We start from the raw sequence: 17582 nt of genomic DNA, 5'->3' as shown, positions 1-17582 counted from the left end.
GCTTTGTTGTTTTATAGCTTAAAGCAGTAATAAACTGCCTAACCCTAAAAAGGTCACAAACCCAACTATATCGGTAACCGTGGTTAATATTACCGAGCCAGAAAGCGCAGGGTCTATTTTCATTTTGTCTAAAATAGACGGTATAACAACCCCAGCTAACGACGCAGCCACTAAGTTAAGCAATATAGCAACGGTAATTGTAATGCTTAGCATTATGTCGCTAAACCAAACAAAGGTGAGCGCGCCAATCACTAATGCCCACACTAAGCCGTTCACCGCACCCACCCGTAGCTCCTTTTTTAAAAGTGCATTGCGGTTAGAGTCGGTTACCTGGCCAAGCGCTAAACCGCGCACTATTACTGTTAAAGTTTGACTCCCGGCGATTCCGCCCATAGAGGCCACCACAGGCATAAGTACCGCCAGTGCCACAACTTGCTCTATTGTTGCGCCAAATAAGCCAATAAACCAAGATGCTAAAAACGCAGTAGCTAAATTTATACCCAGCCAAATTCCCCGGTTTTTAGCACTTTTTCTTACACTGGCAAACAGGTCTTCGTCTTCGCGTAAACCACCAGCTTTGGCCGCAGCTTCGTCGGCAATTTCTTGGCGTAGTTCGTATGCCGAGCTAATGGTTAAACGCCCGACTAATTTGTTATCGGTATTAACCACCGGCATGGCCATTTTTTCACTGTGAATAACCACTTCTGCCGCTTCGTATAAATCATCATCTGCATGTAATGATGAAAAATCATAGTTTGCCAGCGCCAATAGGTTATCGCCCTCATCGGCTTTTATTAAATCATTTACTGCAAGTTCACCTATTAGGCTGCCTTGGCGGCTAACTAAATACACAACTTCGCTGTATTGCGGCAAACCTTTGTGCAGTAATTTTTTAACGCCTGCAATTGTTGCTTTTTCAGTTATTTTTAGAAAGTCGAAACCAACCCAGTGACCTAATTGCTCAGGCGGATACTGCTGAGCAAGATCGTATTGTTTCGTTTGTGCTTCATCGAGTTGCTTTTTAGCATAATCAACAAAGCGCTCAGGAATAACCTCTTCAAGCTCAAGTAATTCTTCAACATTCACTTCATCTAATAGCGCGTATGCCTCGCTATCATCTAAGGTTTGTAGTAACCATAAGCAGCTGTCATCACTCAGGGTGACAAATATTTCATGCTGCGTGTCTTTATCTAATAACTGCCAAATTTCTAGACGCTGTTCTTTTGGGATGGCCTCAAAAAGTAGCGATAGGTGCTCAGTAGATAAATTAAGCTGTGCATCGGCTAAAAGCTGGCTTTTTTGCGTGTGTGTTTCGCATTGTAATAAATCGTTTATTAGCTGCGGTAGTTGGTCGACTGGATACTCAATCATCTTGAAACCTTAAATTTAAAAATGCACATTGCTTATAGTTTACTTGAACAATAAAAAATTGCAGAAAAAACCTAAACTTATTAAGACGCTTTAAGCTTTGATGGTTGAAACTGCGCTCATTATTTTTGCGCATTGTAGGGGTAAAAACACCAGCGATACTACTGTTTATTTTAAAAATTAAAATAAGAAATTATTGGCCTTATTTTTAACCAAAAAAAAGCCCATAACGCTAAGCTGTTATGGGCAAAGTCACACAATGAAAAAGGGGAATTAAAATCTATCGGTTAAGTTACGTATTAGGTCAGAGTCCACAAACTGCGTGACCATTGCAGCACCCCATGCATATGCACGTTGTATTGGGTAGCCTTTAAATATCCAGCGTTTACGAACATGGTTAAAACGCTGCAAATACTGCTGCTTAGCACGCGGCAAAGGTGTACTACTTAGCTTATCCCACGCTTTATATACGCCCGACATGTCAGAGCCGCGCATAAAACGTTGCAACCAACGCGAAAAGCGCGAAAAGCTAATGGTTGACTGAAAATCAATGATATAAGGCTTGCCATCGCTACCACATAATATATTGCCCATATTACGTAAATCTAAATGCACAATGCCTAGGCGGTGCATTTTTGCAACTTGGCGTTCAAGCTCAATAAAAAATTCAACAGGCAACGTCTCACCCTGGTGTATTAAGCTTCTAAGCGGCGTGCCTTCTATGTAGTCATACGCCACCGCTATCGGCGATAAACGACTAAACCGATTAGCAACTGCATCAAGCTGTGCTAAGCGGCTCAACCCTTTAAATTCTTGATTTACAGAAAGCTTGGCAAAGGTTTTACGAATAAACCACGGGCTTTGGCTAAAGTCTTTTACTATTAAGTCAAACGTATCATCTTTGTACCTGTATACAATTGCGTTCGCAAAACGCCCTTTATGAACAACACTAAAATACTGTTGCATAAATACATGCTCAGGAAACTGCTGCTGTAATTGTGATAACAACTTATTTTCAATCATAACAAACCTAACAAGATGATAACTTTAATTGCCTAGGCAACTATATTAGCAAAGTTGGATTTGCCGCACAAATAGATCTAGTACTTAGCAGGCTAAGTTTTTATTGAAACAGTATCGCTAAAATGTTGATAATCTTTTTTAGAGATTTATGAAGGTGTATCTAGGTTGTTTATTGCTCGGTTTAGTAAGTCCATAACGCTGTGTTTTTCATTTTCAGAAAAGCCGCTAAGTGCTTTTTCGTACACTTGATTTACTAAGGGCATTATTTGCGGATAAAGCGCTTTGCCTTTATCACTTAAACTTAAAAGTGTAGAGCGCTTATCAAACTCACATTGTGTTTTTTCAATTAAGTCTTTTTCTTCTAAACGCTTTAACAAACGGCTCATCGCGCCTTTATCGTACACCATATGATCGCTCAGTCCGGCTAATGTGTTTACTGAGCCACGCGCTAATAGCACTACCACAATATATTGCGCAGAGGTTAAGTCCATACAATCGAGTTGGGCATCAATGTGTGTAGCAATTTTTGAACGTAAAAACGATATCAACCGGCCTAGGTCTTGCTCTGCTACGAGCGTTTCGGGGTCGGCGTTTTGTACTGAAGGCATACTTTGTTGCATATAAGGGTTACTCTGTTTATTCAAAATGCGTGTAATAGACTACACATAATTAATAAAATTCCCTAGGGTTAGCGTACTTTCAAAAATAAAAATTTGTTCTAGCTAGGGTCTGACATGTTTGGCGTTAATACGCCTATGCCTTTGCAGCAACCTTAAAATATAAGCACAGCTTTACCAAGTAAAGGTACCTTGCTAAAAATTCAACTTCAAAAAGTAAACAGGCCCTAAACTATTTTGTATTTAAAATAAAAAGCCGCAACATAAGTTGCGGCTAGTAGTGGTTTATGCAATGACGTTTTAAATTTTAAACCTTAAACTGCCCTATTAATTGTCCTAAGTTCTCGCCGCGCCCAGCTAAATGCTGGCTAACCTCAGAGGTGGCCTTACTTGCTTGGGTTAGTTCATTAACAATTTCTTGAATGGCAAACACATTACGGTTTATCTCTTCTGTCACTGAGCTTTGCTCTGTTGCAGCGGTTGCAATTTGCGTACTCATGTCGTTAATGGTGGTAACCGACGTAGTCACAGCACCTAAACTTTGCGATATATCGCGCGATGACTCAACTGAGCGATTACAACTTGCTTGGCTCGCCTGCATGGCATTTACCGCGGCGCCTACTAAGTTATGTAATTCACTTAGCATTTCACTAATTTCATGGGTACTAAGTTGTGTACGACTCGCTAAGCTCCTTACTTCATCAGCCACCACGGCAAAACCCCTACCCTGCTCGCCGGCACGTGCGGCTTCTATGGCGGCGTTAAGTGCAAGCAAATTAGTTTGCTCGGCAATGCCACCTATTACACTAAGTACACTGTCTATTTTTTTAGATTGCTCACTTAAAGAGTTTACCTGATCAGCAGCTAGGTTAATTTCGCCCATAAGGTTGGAAACTTCACTTAGTGAAATATCTACGCACTCTTGCGCTTTTGCCACTTCTAGCGTTGCCGTATGAGTAGACTCAGCAACTTGCGTGGTATTTTTAGCCACTTCGTGAGAGGTAGCCGACATTTCGGTAATCGCTGTGGCAACTAGGTCTGTTTCGTGGTTATGATTGAGCAGTTTATTTTCAAACAGTTTTGTTTGCGAATTGATATCGCTTGAGGCATTTTTTACATCATTAGTAACATCAGCCACATTACTTATAATGCTTTGCAGCTTGCTAACAAACACATTAAACGATTCGCCCAACTGCCCTATTTCATCGTGCGTATGTATAGCTAGGCGTTTTGTTAAGTCGCCTTCACCTTTAGCAATATCATCTAAGCTTTGGCCCATTATTTGGATAGGTTTAACCATAGCGTTAGACGCTAAAAGTGCGCCCACTACGCTAACCACAACCCAAAATAAGGCAATTAATAACAAGGTGGTTATTTTTTCGCGAGTATGTGATTGCATAGTCTGTTTATAATTTGCAAGCTCTGTTTGTATATCATCCATATAGGCACCCGTACCAATCATCCAATCGGTACCTGGTATCATTACGGCATACCCTATTTTCTCTACTAACCCGTTGGTATTTGGCTTTTGAAAATGGTAATTAAATGCCCCGCCACCTTTACGTGCTTGCTCTAATAATCCAACAATTATTTTTTTACCATTTGGGTCTGTCATCCCTATTTTATTTTGCCCTTCAATAGCACTTCCTAACAAGGCATGGAACACACTAACGCCGCGTGTGTCGTAAATAAAAAAGTAACCGTCGTCACCAAAAGTAAGCTCCCTAAGGACATTTTTAACACTTTGTGTTGATCCGTTATCTAACTGATGGCGTACCAACTTGCTTGCTATTTCCACTTCGGTGGCAAGTAGCGTGTGTTTGTCTTTAATGAGTTTAGATTTAATTGTTTCAAAATTTTGTTGCTGGTTTTGCGATTCTAAATAGTACGAGCTGGCCATTAAGCTAATTAATAACAAGCTCAACGGTAAAATAGCCAGTAGTAAAAGTTTATTTCTCAAGCTCAAATTACTCATTAACTCTCCGGTGTAAATGCGTAAAGCATTAAATTTAGTAACTTTAATAAATACTTATAGAACAGGTTTAATAAGGTTAAACCCACTATATGGATATAATATTAACGCCCACATATAGTTTTGATAGAAGTGAAGTGTTGCCAAGTTAATGGCGTTATTAGATATATTATAATTTTTATATAAATCTTTGAACATACTAATGATGCGCTACATTAGTCTAATGCTAACTATTTTTATCTATAAAATCAGATTTAATAACCTAAGGTTTTATCAAAACAATTTGAAGAGCTTGAGTACGAAACTTTTATGCTGCAGTAGAACCGTTGTACCATTAATGGTAACTTACAAAAGTAAAGCTAACTTTAATTAAAAAGGACATATCTTTAATGAAAAAAGGAATTACCACGCGCTTTAATATCTTTGCAACCATAGCTTTGTGGGCTATTAGCTTGTTGTGTACGTTAATGACGTTTGATGTAGGGAGTACATATCAAACGAATAGCCTTATTGATATTTATATACAAACATTCACAGTAAAAATGGCGCTATTGCTAGCAATGTGGATTATAAGCGCCTGTATTTTGTCGGCACTATTTAAAGAAGTTTGGAACCGTTTAATTTCAGACATCTTCAACCTTCGCTTAATTGGTTTGAACGAGTCTTATACCTTATGTGTTTTAATAACATGGCTGTTATTGAGTTGAATCTTTGCACTTTAATTTTGAGTAAAGTGACCTGCTTAGTATTGGCAATAAAAAATTGCCAATACTTTTTATGCTAACGTGATTACTAACCATGAAACATATATTACTTACTCACCCAGCGCGCTTTAAAACCACGCGTATCAACATGTATAAATGCACCGCGATGCGATTTTGGCCCGTAAACACCTAAACCGCCAAGTAAGCCTTTAAATGATTCTCGCTTAGCGAGCGACTCCACTATACTAGCCATAGCTTGTGCATCACCAATAGAGTGCTTGCCGTCTTTGTTTATATCATCCATACGGTAGTCGCCGTCGTTATCTATAAATATATCGGCAGCGTCGCCAAACACATGGCGGCTAAGCTTTACGTTACCAATGGCTTTGTTGTAATAAGGGGTGCGGTAGCCGCTCATTACCACCATATTTTTAACCGGTATGTTTTCTAAAATCAGCTCTTTGCGTATTTTTTCAAGTTTAAGTAACAACTTGTTTTGTAAAAATAAGTATTTAGGGTGCTTACTTCGTTGCTTACTCACAAATTCTTTAAGAGAAAAATGCGGTGATATTTTTATATTTTCGTTCTCTGGGGTCACCTTTACAAAACCATCGGGCACTATGTAATGCTTACTATCTTTAATTTGTGAGGGCGTTGGGTAATGGCCAATGTGGTAATATTTAAGCTTTCCACCTTGTACTTCATCTGCAGGTACTTTAACAAACACATTAATTGTCATACGTTGCTTTTTGTCGGGGGATTCAATAATTACCCGTGTTAAGCCAGGCTTTTTAGGCGCCTGCCACTGCCAGCGGTTTGTATCAGTTAAGGTGGCGTTGCTATGGTTATTAAGTAATGAATAGGGTCGTTTTGATTGTGCGTAAAGCACTTCAAATTCAACTGCCTCATTAGGCATCACAAATACAGAAAACACCGAATACGGCATTACTATGTCGTTAATTTTTAGGCTAAACTCTGCATCTTCAAAATTTGCTTTATTTTGAATATCAACGCTTGGGTGTGCTTTTTTCACGGGCTCGGCGGCATAACTACCTACGCTTACGCAAAGCGCTAATATGCAGCCTAAAATACTCGGTATAAACGGCATAAATCCTCTCATAGTCTATTTTATCAATGCAGCAATGACTGACTGATCTTCGTTTTTAAGTAATGCTTTTGCGTCGTGTTGATAAATATCGTCTCTAAAATTAACGAGCATGTCTTCATCAACCCACGCCGTCCAATACACTAAATGAATCGGTAAGGGCTCATTTAAATAAAAAGTTTGAGTGGTATCGGTATCTCTAGCTTTATCCACTTGCTTAAGAGTGCGCTCTTCACCTTGGTGCTTAATTATTTCACGCGCCAATGAAAATGGCTCTTCAACCCTTATACAACCATGTGATAACGCACGCTGCGCTTGGTTAAAACGCTGCTTTGCTGGAGTATCGTGAACATAAATGGCTTCAGGATTTGGAAACAGATATTTCACTTCGCCAAGTGGGTTTTCATCCCCTGCCCGCTTAACTAAAAAGTGATCAAACTGATAGGGCTTAATAGACTGCCAATCAATATTACTGGGGTTAACTGTTTTAGAATCTAGGTAGCTGCTTTTTCTAACTTCGATATTATTTTTAGCAAGGTACTGAGGATCTTTTGCCATCTTTGGTGCTATTTCTTTGGTTGCAATAGAGGTTGGTATACGCCACTCAGGGTTTACTACAAATTTTTCAATTTCGTCACTAAAGGCAGGTGTTTCCCAACTCGGCTTACCCACAATAACGTTATTTTGTAGTTTTACTTCGCCTGCTTTTACATAGCGCAATGTGTACTCAGGTATGTTTACATACACATACTGCGAATCACTTGAGCCTGCGAAGTTAGTTATGCGGTAAAAGTTAAGCTTTAATTTAGCCAATTTTTTCTTAGCGGGTACATTAAGCTTAGCTAAGGTACGCTTTCCTACTCGCCCATCAACCTTTAAACCGTGGCGACGCTGAAACTGCTGCACAGCCTGCTCAATGGTTTTATCAAATGTGCACATTGCGGTGTCACATACATTGCTGGTTAAGTCACGCTCTTGATACAAACGCAGCGCCAACTGACTCACCGCTTTACTAGTGCTGCCAAGTTCAAGCAACTCATTAGTGTATAAAGGGGTAAACCCGCCACTGTTAACTATTTCTGTGTACCAGTTAATTGCTTTTTCGGTGCGCGCTATTAACTGTGCTGCATTTTGATCAAAATAATAATCGCCATTTTGCAATTGTTGTTGCGAGTTGTAAGTGGTCAATGAAGAGTTGGCAAGTGCCACACTTTCAAGATCTGCACTGCCTAGCGCTTGCCCTGTTAGGATGGCGCTAACGCAGCCTGCAAGCGTAGCGTGTAACGTAATGTGCTTTACCTTTGTAGACAATGCCTTTGAAAATAACCCCTTCACTTTGTACCTCCTCGCTAAATATCATTGATAAATGCTTTTGTACTTACTGCTTAACAGTAATTTGAAGGTGCAATGCAGGTGCCAAAATAAAATAAAAACACAAAACACTGAAATTTAATAACTTTTTAAACTTTTACATGGTAATTAAAAAACACTTCAACTACGCAATTATGTAATTTGGTTGCTGTAGTGTGTAAAGTTGCTATAGCAATTAGTCTTTTAAAAAGGCTAAAAAGCCACGCTCATAACGACTCAAGTATTTTGTTTTTCGCGGTAAAGAAAGCGACTCTCGCCACGCTGTTTGGGTTTGTTCATCCTCTTTACACAAGGCAATTAAATCCGGGTGAACATACGATTTACGGGCAATAGCGGGCGTATTACCTAGCTGCTCAGACACGCTCTCGAGCATACTTTTTAAACTAAGTGCGCCTTTTGCTTTTACAAGCTGCTTAAAGGCAATAACACTGGCTCGCCAGGTTCTAAAGTGCTTAGCGCTAAAGTCCTCGCCCATAATTTGTTGAATATACTGGTTAATTTCACTAGAGGTTACGTTTGTGCGCTCTCCATCGCTTATATATTGAAACAAATGCTGACCGGGTAAATCTTGTAGGTCTTTAATTACATGGCTAAGCACTCTGTCGGTTATGTTTACCTCGCGCTCTTTGCCCGATTTAGCCCGATACCGTAGCTGTATATTTTTACCCGTAAGCTTAGCATGGCGATTGCGCAGGGTTGTGGCGCCAAAACTTTTGTTTTGCTTTACATTTCGCTCGTTACCTACCCGCAATGCACCTAAGTCCATAAGCCTAACTACCGCAGCTAATGTGCGCTCTACGCTGAGCTCATCCCCTTGTAAATCGTTTTCTAAACGGGCGCGCAGTAATGGCAGCTTATTGCCAAACACCCCACAGGCTTGGTATTTTTTCGCCTCTTGTTGGGCTCTAAAGTCTTCATGGTAGCGGTATTGCTTACGGCCTTTACTATCTATCCCGGTTGCTAAAATATGGCCATTTTCTTCAGGGCAAAACCAAGCATTTTTGTAGGCGGGCGGAAACGCTAACGCATTTAAACGATCAATCACTTTTTGATCGGTAATTTGCTTTCCTATTGGGTCAAAGTACAGCCACGTTTTGTTTTTACGCTTACGGGTTATACCGGGTAAATTATCATCGACGTAGATTAGTTTCATTTATGCTCCTAGCAACTTAAACCACCATCAATAAATGTATCACTGTAAAATAACCTTAAACTGAACAACGTTATTGATATATAATCAAAAATTGAACAATAATATAAAAATCCGTTTAGTTTAATTACCTGCTTAAGTATATAAACTGCACCTTTTGGTACCGTTTAGCTATGCTCATTTTGGCCAAAATATACACGGATAATAATACCAACTCGCTTAATTAATTAGTCTATTTGAGCCCGGAAAAACATAGCTAACACTAGGTTTGGGCCCGCAAATGATTAAGTATTATTGCAAAACTGGTAACCCCCCTTAAATAATGTGCTGTTTACAAGGAGCATACAATGGCATTTGATTATGGTTCTATTGATCTTGGGTTAAAAAACCCCTTTAAGTTGGAAGGTAAAGTAACCGCGCTAAGAGGTATTATCGAGTCGGTAGCAGGCGTAAGTTTACTTGTTATAGCTGCAAGCTCGGTGAAAGAAAGTACCACCGCAGGCTGGATTTTAATGCTATTTGGCATGTTTATTTTAGCGCTGGGTATTCGATCTTTATCGTCAGGTATTTATGCCACCTTAAAATACTTTGTAGGCAGAAACCACCCTACATCGCTTGCGTATAATTTTAGTAAGTCTGAGAGCTCTACGGCGCAAGAAGAAAAAAAAGAAGTAGCCTATAACGCCCAATCACTCGAAGAAATGCTGGTTGGTCGTAAAAACAGTACCTTTAAAGAGCCTAACGGATTTTTATCTCGTTTGTTACACAGCTTAATTCCCAAACTGTTATTTTTACCTTACCCAATTCGAAATGTAGCGCAGCGATTATTTGGCTCATGGGTGAGCACGCTTGTTGCTTTAGTTGCTTATGGGCTTGTAGCGTTTGTTTCGCTGTCGGGCTTTACTGGGGAAGCTGGCGAATTGGCCTTTCCGGTTTACAGTGCTATTTTAATGTTTTATGTGCTTTTTTCTTGGCGCTCAAGTAGCAAACCTATCTCTCGCAATGCTGAAAGAAACATTGAAGCGCTGGGAGGCGGTACATTAGCTAAAATTATTTCGTTGTCATTTATTTTGCCTATTGTTATTGGCCTTTCTATGTCGTGGCTAATGCAAGAGCAACATATCAGCAAACAAGAAATAGACGCGTGGCTGGCACAACTGCCAAACTTGCATGCTGGCATATACCTCATTGCCATTATTATATTAGCAACGTTAAGCTGCGCATTAGTATTTACAATGATCAAAGCACGCTTAAACGCAGTGACCCCTACCGCCGAAGTGTCAGAATTACGTGAAAACTGGCAAGAGTCTGTTCACCCTGATGAAGTATTTATAAACCTTGATAATCTTGTCATGGCAAATAGACGCTACAAAGAAGTGCCTAATAGAGTTTACCGCGAGCTAGACCCAAAATTGCAAGAGCAAATAGAGGGTAAAGGCGGTTTTAAAGGCGAAATGATTCAAGAGGTTCAGCCTAAACTACACGCTATGGAGCTAGGTAAAAACTTTACCCTAGCCAGGTTAGTCGCGCTAATCAGTGCTAATTTACTTTATATTGTGGCGTTAGCATTAACGGTGTGGTTAGCCTATTCATTAATAGATATTTATTACTACATAGATAGCGCTAATATTAATAATTTACAGCAAGCGTTTAATAACCAAAATGTTATACAGTTTAGTAGCTTACTAATGAGCAGTGTTCATATTTTAATAATAGCAGTGATTATTAAAGCCTTTGCTCGTTTATTGGCTAACTGTGCTCATTTATTTTTTGCCGAAATGCAGTTTGAATCATTACTTGTGTACTTTAAGTGCGAAGGTACATTTACCGAATCTAAAATTTCAACGGGGACAGGTATTCACGACAGCACCCGCTCAGAAAACACCTTAGTGCGCAGCAGTATCACGCCATGGGTCATTGTCTCTCGTGTTATTACGAGCACGTTTGCTGCCACCGGTATGAAAAACCTTGAGCATCCTCGCCATATAATGGAAATGCACAAAGATGAAGGTCAATTACAAGCCATTAAAAATGATGTAATTGCCTTTCTAAAAGACCGCGAATCGATTGCTTCAATTACCAGTGAGCGCGATTTAGGCAATGCATCGCAAATACATCAATTAAACCAACAAACCCGTGCAATACCTACTCAGCAAGCAATAACAAAAGAGGATGAAGAGGCCGCTGGTTACCTAAGGCAAGAAGAGAACTTAACACCAGAGCCTAAAGCTTAATAATCGCTTTGCTATATTTGTAAAAGCTAAACTGCGCCACGGTTTGTCATCTAGGCAACTAGGTTACAAACCGTGTGCGCACTAAATACTTACCGCTAAACCTTTTTTAAATACCAGCTTGTTAAAATTTATGGTGTTTATCTGCCTTATTATTAACGTATTTTTAATTGTCCTTCACTTTATTGAATCATTTATACCTATTTGACCGATTAATTCTAAATTTACGCATAAACCCCTTGCTTTATGCGTTAAAAACCAAATAATGAAGCAATTATAAACTGGGTAAGAATGAGGAAAATGAGCTATATACTAACCACCCAATGTGCCGACGATGTAGGCCTAATTGCCAAAATTACAGGGCTTTGCCACGCGCACAATTTAAATATTACACGTAATAACGAATTTGTAGATAAAGACGCCAAGCGCTTTTTTATGCGCACTGAACTAACCGGCGAGCCACAAAGTGACTTTTTATCGCAATTACGCGCTTTATTACCTGAGGGTGCACAACTTGCTCTACATGATGATACAAAAACTAAAGTGGTACTGCTTGCAACAAAAGAAGCACATTGCTTAGGGTCTGTATTACTTAAACAGTTTGAGCAAGCGTTAAATATTGAAGTATTAGCTGTGATTGCCAACTACCCAGATTTAGAGCCATTAGCAAAAGGCTTTGATGTGCCTTTTCATGTTGTTTCGCACATAGGCCTAAGTCGCGCCGAGCATGATGAAAAAGTAGGTGATTTAATTGCCTCTTATAACCCTGACATTATTGGCTTGGCAAAATACATGCGCATACTAAGTCCTGAGTTTGTGGGTCGCTTTGAGAACAAAATTATTAATATTCACCACTCGTTTTTACCGGCCTTTATTGGCGCTAAACCGTATCATCAAGCATTTGAGCGCGGCGTAAAAATTATTGGTGCTACGGCTCACTTTGTAAATAATGAGCTAGATGAAGGCCCTATTATTTTACAAGACGTTACCAGCGTAACGCACGCTAACACCGCTGAAATGATGGCTAAAATGGGTAAAGACGTAGAAAAAACCGTGTTTAGTAAAGCCTTACAACTAGCTTCTGAACACAAACTATTTATTAACGGTAATAAAACCGTGGTATTTAGCTAAGACCCCTTTTTACATACTATAAAGCCAGCAACAGGGTTTCCCCCTTTTGCTGGCTTTTTATGCCTAACAGCTTAATTAGAGTCAGATATTAGCTGTGCTGTGTTTTATCCGACACCGTATTTAATTGTAAATTGGCATCCACCATTAAGGTGTGTAATAAATAGGTGACTCAGGCCCTACTGGCAAGCCTAAAGCAAACACCCATACGTAAAATAAAATGACCCAACCGATAAAAAACACAATACTGTATGGCAGCATAGTGGCCACTAACGTTCCTATACCCATGTCTTTTTTATATTTAACTGCCACCGCTAAAATTAAGCCAAAATAGCTCATCATTGGGGTGATTAAGTTAGTCACAGAGTCACCAATACGATACGCCGCTTGAATGGTTTCTGGCGCGTAACCAATAAGCATAAGCATAGGCACAAAAATAGGGGCTGTAATCGCCCACTGCGCCGATGACGAGCCTAAACTCAAGTTAACCATTGCACACATTAATATAAACAATACAAATACTTCTGGGCCAGTAAGGTTTAACGCTTGTAATAGTGCTGCACCATTAATTGCCAAAATAGTGCCTAAATTAGTCCATTTAAAAAAGGCCACAAACTGGGCTGCAAAAAATACTAATACTATATATAAACCCATTGAGCTCATGCTTTTGCTCATTGCGTTAATAATGTCTTTATCATTTTTCATGCTGCCAACAACACGCCCGTAAACAAAGCCTGGCACACTAAAAGTTACAAATATAATTGCGACTATTCCTTTTAAAAAAGGCGAGCCTGCCACTTGGCCTGTTTCTGGGTGGCGTAAAATGCCATCGGCAGGAATAATCGTCCAAGCAAATAACGACAGCACCACTAATAGAGCAACGCCCGCCCATTTTAGACCGGTTTTTTCTAACGCGGTAAGTGTATCAATATTGTTTTGTGACAAGTCGATACTGGCTTCATCGGGGTTATATTTACCTAAACGCGGCTCTACTATTTTTTCGGTTACGAGTGTACCCAGTGCGGCAATAAGTAATACTGATATCATCATGAAATACCAGTTAGCCTCGGCGCCAACCTCGTACGTTGGGTCAATCATTTGTGCTGCAGGCGTAGTTATACCTGCTAATAATGGGTCTATTGTGCCAAGTAGTAAATTAGCGCTATAGCCGCCAGAAACACCGGCAAAGGCAGCCGCTAAGCCAGCTAAAGGGTGGCGCCCCAAACTATGAAATATCATGGCTGCAAGCGGAATTAACACCACATAGCCAAGCTCAGAAGCTGTGTTAGACATTATGGCCGCAAACACCACCATAAAGGTAACTAAACGCTTTGACGCGCCCATAACCATGCCTCGCATAGCAGCAGAGAGTAGCCCTGAATGCTCTGCAACACTTACCCCAAGTAGTGCCACTAAAACAGTGCCTAAAGGCGCAAAACCGGTAAAGTTAGTAACCAGGCCAGCCATAATACGCTGTAGCCCCTCAGCACTGAGTAAACTAACAACTTCAATTACTCCATCAGGCGCACGCCCTGCTGCCCCAATCGGTCTTGGGTCAATTGCGCTTAGCCCAAACCAATCGGCAATACCACTTATTAGCACAATTGAAACCGCAAATATCGCAAATAAAGTAATGGGATGAGGAAGCATATTTCCTAAAAACTCAACGGTTGCTAAAAAGCGATTAAATAAGCCGTTATTGTCTTTAGGTTGGTTATTAGGTGAGTGTGTGGAGTCTGTCATACTTGGCTCTATAAATTACAAAATTGCGCTAACCTAGCATTGTTTGCAAAAGAGATCATGTATAAAAGGTAAATGACGTGTAGGTTTTAAGTTTAAAAAGCGCTGCTTGAGTGTATTGGCTTTTGTGGATTGAAGTTTTTTCAGTCTTGCCATATCACCGAGAGCAGCGCATATCTGGTATTTGTAAGCGCTTATCACCTATTAACAGGCAATAAGCTCATTAGCTAGGCATGGCTTTGCCTAAACACCAAACATACGGCTATAAATTTATTTTTAAACGATAAACAAATTCTAGCGCTTTTAATATTTTAAGCTTGCTCTATTGGTTCTAGCTGTAATTTAGCTGCAATAAGAACGGCTTGGGTACGGTTATAAACGCCAAGTTTTCTAAAAATTGCGGTAATGTGTGCTTTGACTGTTGCCTCAGAAATATGTAGTTCGTACGCTATTTGCTTATTTAGTAACCCTTCATGAAGGTATTGCAATACACGATATTGCTGCGGCGTTAACGATGCAACCTGCGCGGCAATTTCTCTGTCTTCTCCTTCTATTTCGGCTACTTTATTTTTTAACTCTTTTGGAAGCCACGTATCGCCTTCTAGTATTTGGTTTATAGCATTAGCAATATCATCTGAAGATGATGACTTAGGAATAAAGCCCATTGCGCCATAACCCATTACCTTAGACACTATGTTTATGTCTTCACTTCCTGAGACAACCGCTATGGGTAAGCTTGGGTAGTCTTCGCGAATGCGGATCAGGCCATATAAATCACCATTACCTGGCATGTGTAAATCTAGCAGTAATATATCAAGATCTTCTTGTTCGCTAAGTACTTGCAGTGTGCTGTCAAAATCTGATGATTCAAATACCTCTAAATCGTCAAACTTAGCACTTAATGCTCCTTTTAGTGCCTCGCGAAATAACGGATGATCATCCGCTATTAAAAACTGACTCATGGTTCGCTCCTAATAAATTCGGCTGCCAATAAGGTATAAGGTACTTACTGACAGCCGATATACTACGTTTAGAATCAACTTGTAATCAAGTTTTTAACGCGCATTTAACGATTTAATCGGTTTTCTATGAGCTCATCTACCACGGTTGGGTCTGCAAGTGTTGATGTATCCCCTAGCTGTTGATGTTCATTTGCGGCTATTTTACGTAAAATTCGACGCATAATCTTACCTGAACGCGTTTTTGGTAGGCCTGGCGACCATTGAATCATATCAGGGGAAGCTATTGGGCTTAGCTCTTTACGTACCCAATTACGTACTTGAGTTGTCAGCTCATCACTTACAGTAACGCCCTCATTTGGCGTAATGTAAACATAAATACCTTGGCCTTTAATATCATGCGGATAACCGACTACGGCGGCCTCTGCTACAGCTTCGTGAGCTACTAGCGCGCTTTCTATTTCAGCGGTGCCTAAGCGATGCCCTGATACATTAAGCACGTCATCAACACGCCCTGTGATCCAGTAATAGCCATCTTCATCACGACGACAGCCGTCACCTGTAAAGTAAACACCGGGGTAAGCACTAAAATAGGTTTGTTCAAAACGTTCGTGGTCGCCATAAACAGTACGCGCTTGTGAAGGCCAGCTATCTAATATCACTAAATTACCGTCAACGGCACCTTCTAGTGTATTACCCTCTGCATCAAATAGAGCCGGCGCAATACCAAAAAACGGATGCGTTGCTGAGCCTGGTTTAGTTTGGGTGGCACCAGGAAGCGGGGTGATCATAATGCCGCCCGTTTCGGTTTGCCACCACGTATCTACGATTGGGCAGTTAGCATTACCAATATTTTCGTAATACCACATCCATGCTTCAGGGTTGATGGGTTCACCCACTGAGCCTAAAATGCGTAAACTTTGACGATTAGATGACGCGGTTGGCTCATCGCCTTTGGCCATTAACGCTCGAATAGCGGTTGGTGCAGTGTATAAAATGGTTACGCCGTGCTTATCAATCACCTCCCCCATGCGCCCTGCGGTTGGGTAGGTAGGCACGCCTTCAAATACCACTTGCGTACAGCCATTAACCAGTGGGCCATAAGCTATATAGCTGTGGCCGGTGATCCAACCTACATCGGCGCTACACCAATATACGTCGTCTTCTTGTAAATCAAATACGTATTCGTGGGTCATTGATGAGTAAACTAAGTAACCCCCTGTAGTATGCACAACCCCTTTTGGTTGGCCGGTAGAGCCCGAAGTATATAAAATAAAGAGTGGATCTTCTGCATTCATTGGCTCCGGTTCGCACTGCGCCGGTTGGTCGGCAACAAGCTCATGCCACCAAATATCGTGCTCGTTCCAATCAACTTCGCCACCGGTTAGCTGATGTACAATAACGTGTTCAATGCTTGTCACCGACTCTTGTGCTACGGCTTCATCAACATTCGCTTTCAAAGGAACACAATTACCAGCTCGGCGGCCTTCATCGGATGTGATCACCACTTTAGCGCCAGAGTCTTTAATTCGATCTGCAATGGCAGAGGGAGAAAAACCACCAAATACAACCGAGTGAATAGCACCTATACGTGCACAGGCCTGCATGGCGTAAATGGCTTGCGGCGTCATCGGCATATAAATAGCAACTCGGTCACCTTTTTGTACGCCCAGTTTTTTTAAACCATTAGCAAAGCGCGCCACTTCATCATGTAATTGTTGGTAGGTAATGTTTTCACTTTGGTTTGGGTTGTCTCCTTCCCAAATAAGCGCAACTTTATCGGCTTTGGTTTTTAAATGGCGGTCAATACAGTTATAAGAGGCATTTAAAGCTCCATCTTCGTACCATTTTATATCGATATGGCCTTTATCAAATGAGGTGTTTTTTACTTTAGTATACGGAGTAAACCAATCTAAGCGCTGGCCATGTTCACGCCAAAACCCTTGTGGGTCATCAATCGACTGTTTGTAGAGTGTATTATATTTTTCGTTATCAACTAACGTCGTTTTTTCAATATGTGCAGGAACAGGATAGATACTTTGTGACATCTCAGTCTCCATTTTAATAACTTGCCATGATTAAAGGATTACTCAGCAGTACTTTATTAAGTATTAGACCTTAGTTGTACAACCCTTCTAATTAACATTTTGTGGTTTATAATCTCGCCGCTCATGACTTTTTTACATAGAAATACAGTATGTTAAATATAAGTAA

The 17582-nt window shown here is 40.5% G+C and carries 13 protein-coding genes; 3 read left to right on the top strand and 10 right to left on the bottom strand.

Translation table 11 applies throughout. The features are described from left to right. Positions 1 to 18: 18 nt before the first annotated feature. The 4 genes from MTF68_RS09875 to MTF68_RS09860 all read right to left on the bottom strand — a co-directional run bounded on the left by MTF68_RS09875 (position 19) and on the right by MTF68_RS09860 (position 4983). Positions 19 to 1371, bottom strand: coding sequence for a magnesium transporter (locus MTF68_RS09875; RefSeq protein WP_024033089.1), 1353 nt, complete (start codon positions 1369 to 1371; stop codon positions 19 to 21). Positions 1372 to 1641: 270 nt separating this feature from the next. Beyond that, positions 1642 to 2391, bottom strand: a complete 750-nt coding sequence (locus tag MTF68_RS09870; protein ID WP_096041278.1) for a serine/threonine protein kinase — start codon at positions 2389 to 2391, stop codon at positions 1642 to 1644. A 146-nt stretch (positions 2392 to 2537) separates the two neighbouring features. Further along, on the bottom strand, positions 2538 to 3011 hold the full coding sequence (locus MTF68_RS09865) for a MarR family transcriptional regulator (protein ID WP_052026274.1): 474 nt from the start codon (positions 3009 to 3011) through the stop codon (positions 2538 to 2540). A gap of 304 nt (positions 3012 to 3315) precedes the next feature. After that, complete coding sequence (locus MTF68_RS09860; RefSeq protein ID WP_029774564.1) at positions 3316 to 4983, bottom strand: methyl-accepting chemotaxis protein; 1668 nt, start codon at positions 4981 to 4983, stop codon at positions 3316 to 3318. Positions 4984 to 5369: 386 nt separating this feature from the next. Here MTF68_RS09860 and MTF68_RS09855 point away from each other — a divergent pair, with 386 nt between their 5' ends. After that, positions 5370 to 5687: a hypothetical protein gene (locus tag MTF68_RS09855; protein ID WP_138579026.1), complete on the top strand. Its 318-nt coding sequence runs from the start codon at positions 5370 to 5372 to the stop codon at positions 5685 to 5687. 103 nt (positions 5688 to 5790) lie between these two features. On the opposite strand, the gene MTF68_RS09850 is transcribed toward MTF68_RS09855, so the two are convergent. The 3 genes from MTF68_RS09850 to MTF68_RS09840 all read right to left on the bottom strand — a co-directional run bounded on the left by MTF68_RS09850 (position 5791) and on the right by MTF68_RS09840 (position 9313). Then, positions 5791 to 6792, bottom strand: coding sequence for a D-Ala-D-Ala carboxypeptidase family metallohydrolase (locus MTF68_RS09850; RefSeq protein WP_248462356.1), 1002 nt, complete (start codon positions 6790 to 6792; stop codon positions 5791 to 5793). A 15-nt stretch (positions 6793 to 6807) separates the two neighbouring features. Then, positions 6808 to 8124 (bottom strand): L,D-transpeptidase family protein, encoded by a 1317-nt coding sequence (locus tag MTF68_RS09845; protein ID WP_248462354.1) that lies wholly within the window; start codon positions 8122 to 8124, stop codon positions 6808 to 6810. Positions 8125 to 8335: 211 nt separating this feature from the next. Beyond that, positions 8336 to 9313 carry a DNA topoisomerase IB gene (locus MTF68_RS09840; RefSeq protein ID WP_138684452.1) on the bottom strand — a complete coding sequence of 326 codons (978 nt, stop codon included), beginning with the start codon at positions 9311 to 9313 and terminating at the stop codon, positions 8336 to 8338. Positions 9314 to 9657: 344 nt separating this feature from the next. Here MTF68_RS09840 and MTF68_RS09835 point away from each other — a divergent pair, with 344 nt between their 5' ends. Together MTF68_RS09835 and purU are read left to right on the top strand one after the other, a co-directional pair. Continuing rightward, positions 9658 to 11544: a hypothetical protein gene (locus tag MTF68_RS09835; protein WP_248462352.1), complete on the top strand. Its 1887-nt coding sequence runs from the start codon at positions 9658 to 9660 to the stop codon at positions 11542 to 11544. Between the two features lie 297 nt (positions 11545 to 11841). Further along, on the top strand, positions 11842 to 12672 hold the full coding sequence (purU, locus tag MTF68_RS09830) for a formyltetrahydrofolate deformylase (protein WP_248462350.1): 831 nt from the start codon (positions 11842 to 11844) through the stop codon (positions 12670 to 12672). Positions 12673 to 12816: 144 nt separating this feature from the next. On the opposite strand, the gene MTF68_RS09825 is transcribed toward purU, so the two are convergent. The 3 genes from MTF68_RS09825 to acs form a co-directional block, all read right to left on the bottom strand. Then, positions 12817 to 14412, bottom strand: a complete 1596-nt coding sequence (locus tag MTF68_RS09825; RefSeq protein WP_054982716.1) for an AbgT family transporter — start codon at positions 14410 to 14412, stop codon at positions 12817 to 12819. Between the two features lie 308 nt (positions 14413 to 14720). Beyond that, complete coding sequence (locus MTF68_RS09820; protein ID WP_004586197.1) at positions 14721 to 15371, bottom strand: response regulator transcription factor; 651 nt, start codon at positions 15369 to 15371, stop codon at positions 14721 to 14723. 104 nt (positions 15372 to 15475) lie between these two features. Then, on the bottom strand, positions 15476 to 17416 hold the full coding sequence (acs, locus tag MTF68_RS09815) for an acetate--CoA ligase (protein ID WP_248462348.1): 1941 nt from the start codon (positions 17414 to 17416) through the stop codon (positions 15476 to 15478). Positions 17417 to 17582 lie beyond the last annotated feature (166 nt).

Source organism: Pseudoalteromonas sp. 2CM37A (assembly GCF_023161885.1).
Classification (GTDB): Bacteria; Pseudomonadota; Gammaproteobacteria; order Enterobacterales; family Alteromonadaceae; genus Pseudoalteromonas; species Pseudoalteromonas atlantica.
The sequence above is the reverse complement of the archived record's forward strand: the minus strand, read 5'-3'. Positions and strand labels throughout refer to the sequence as shown.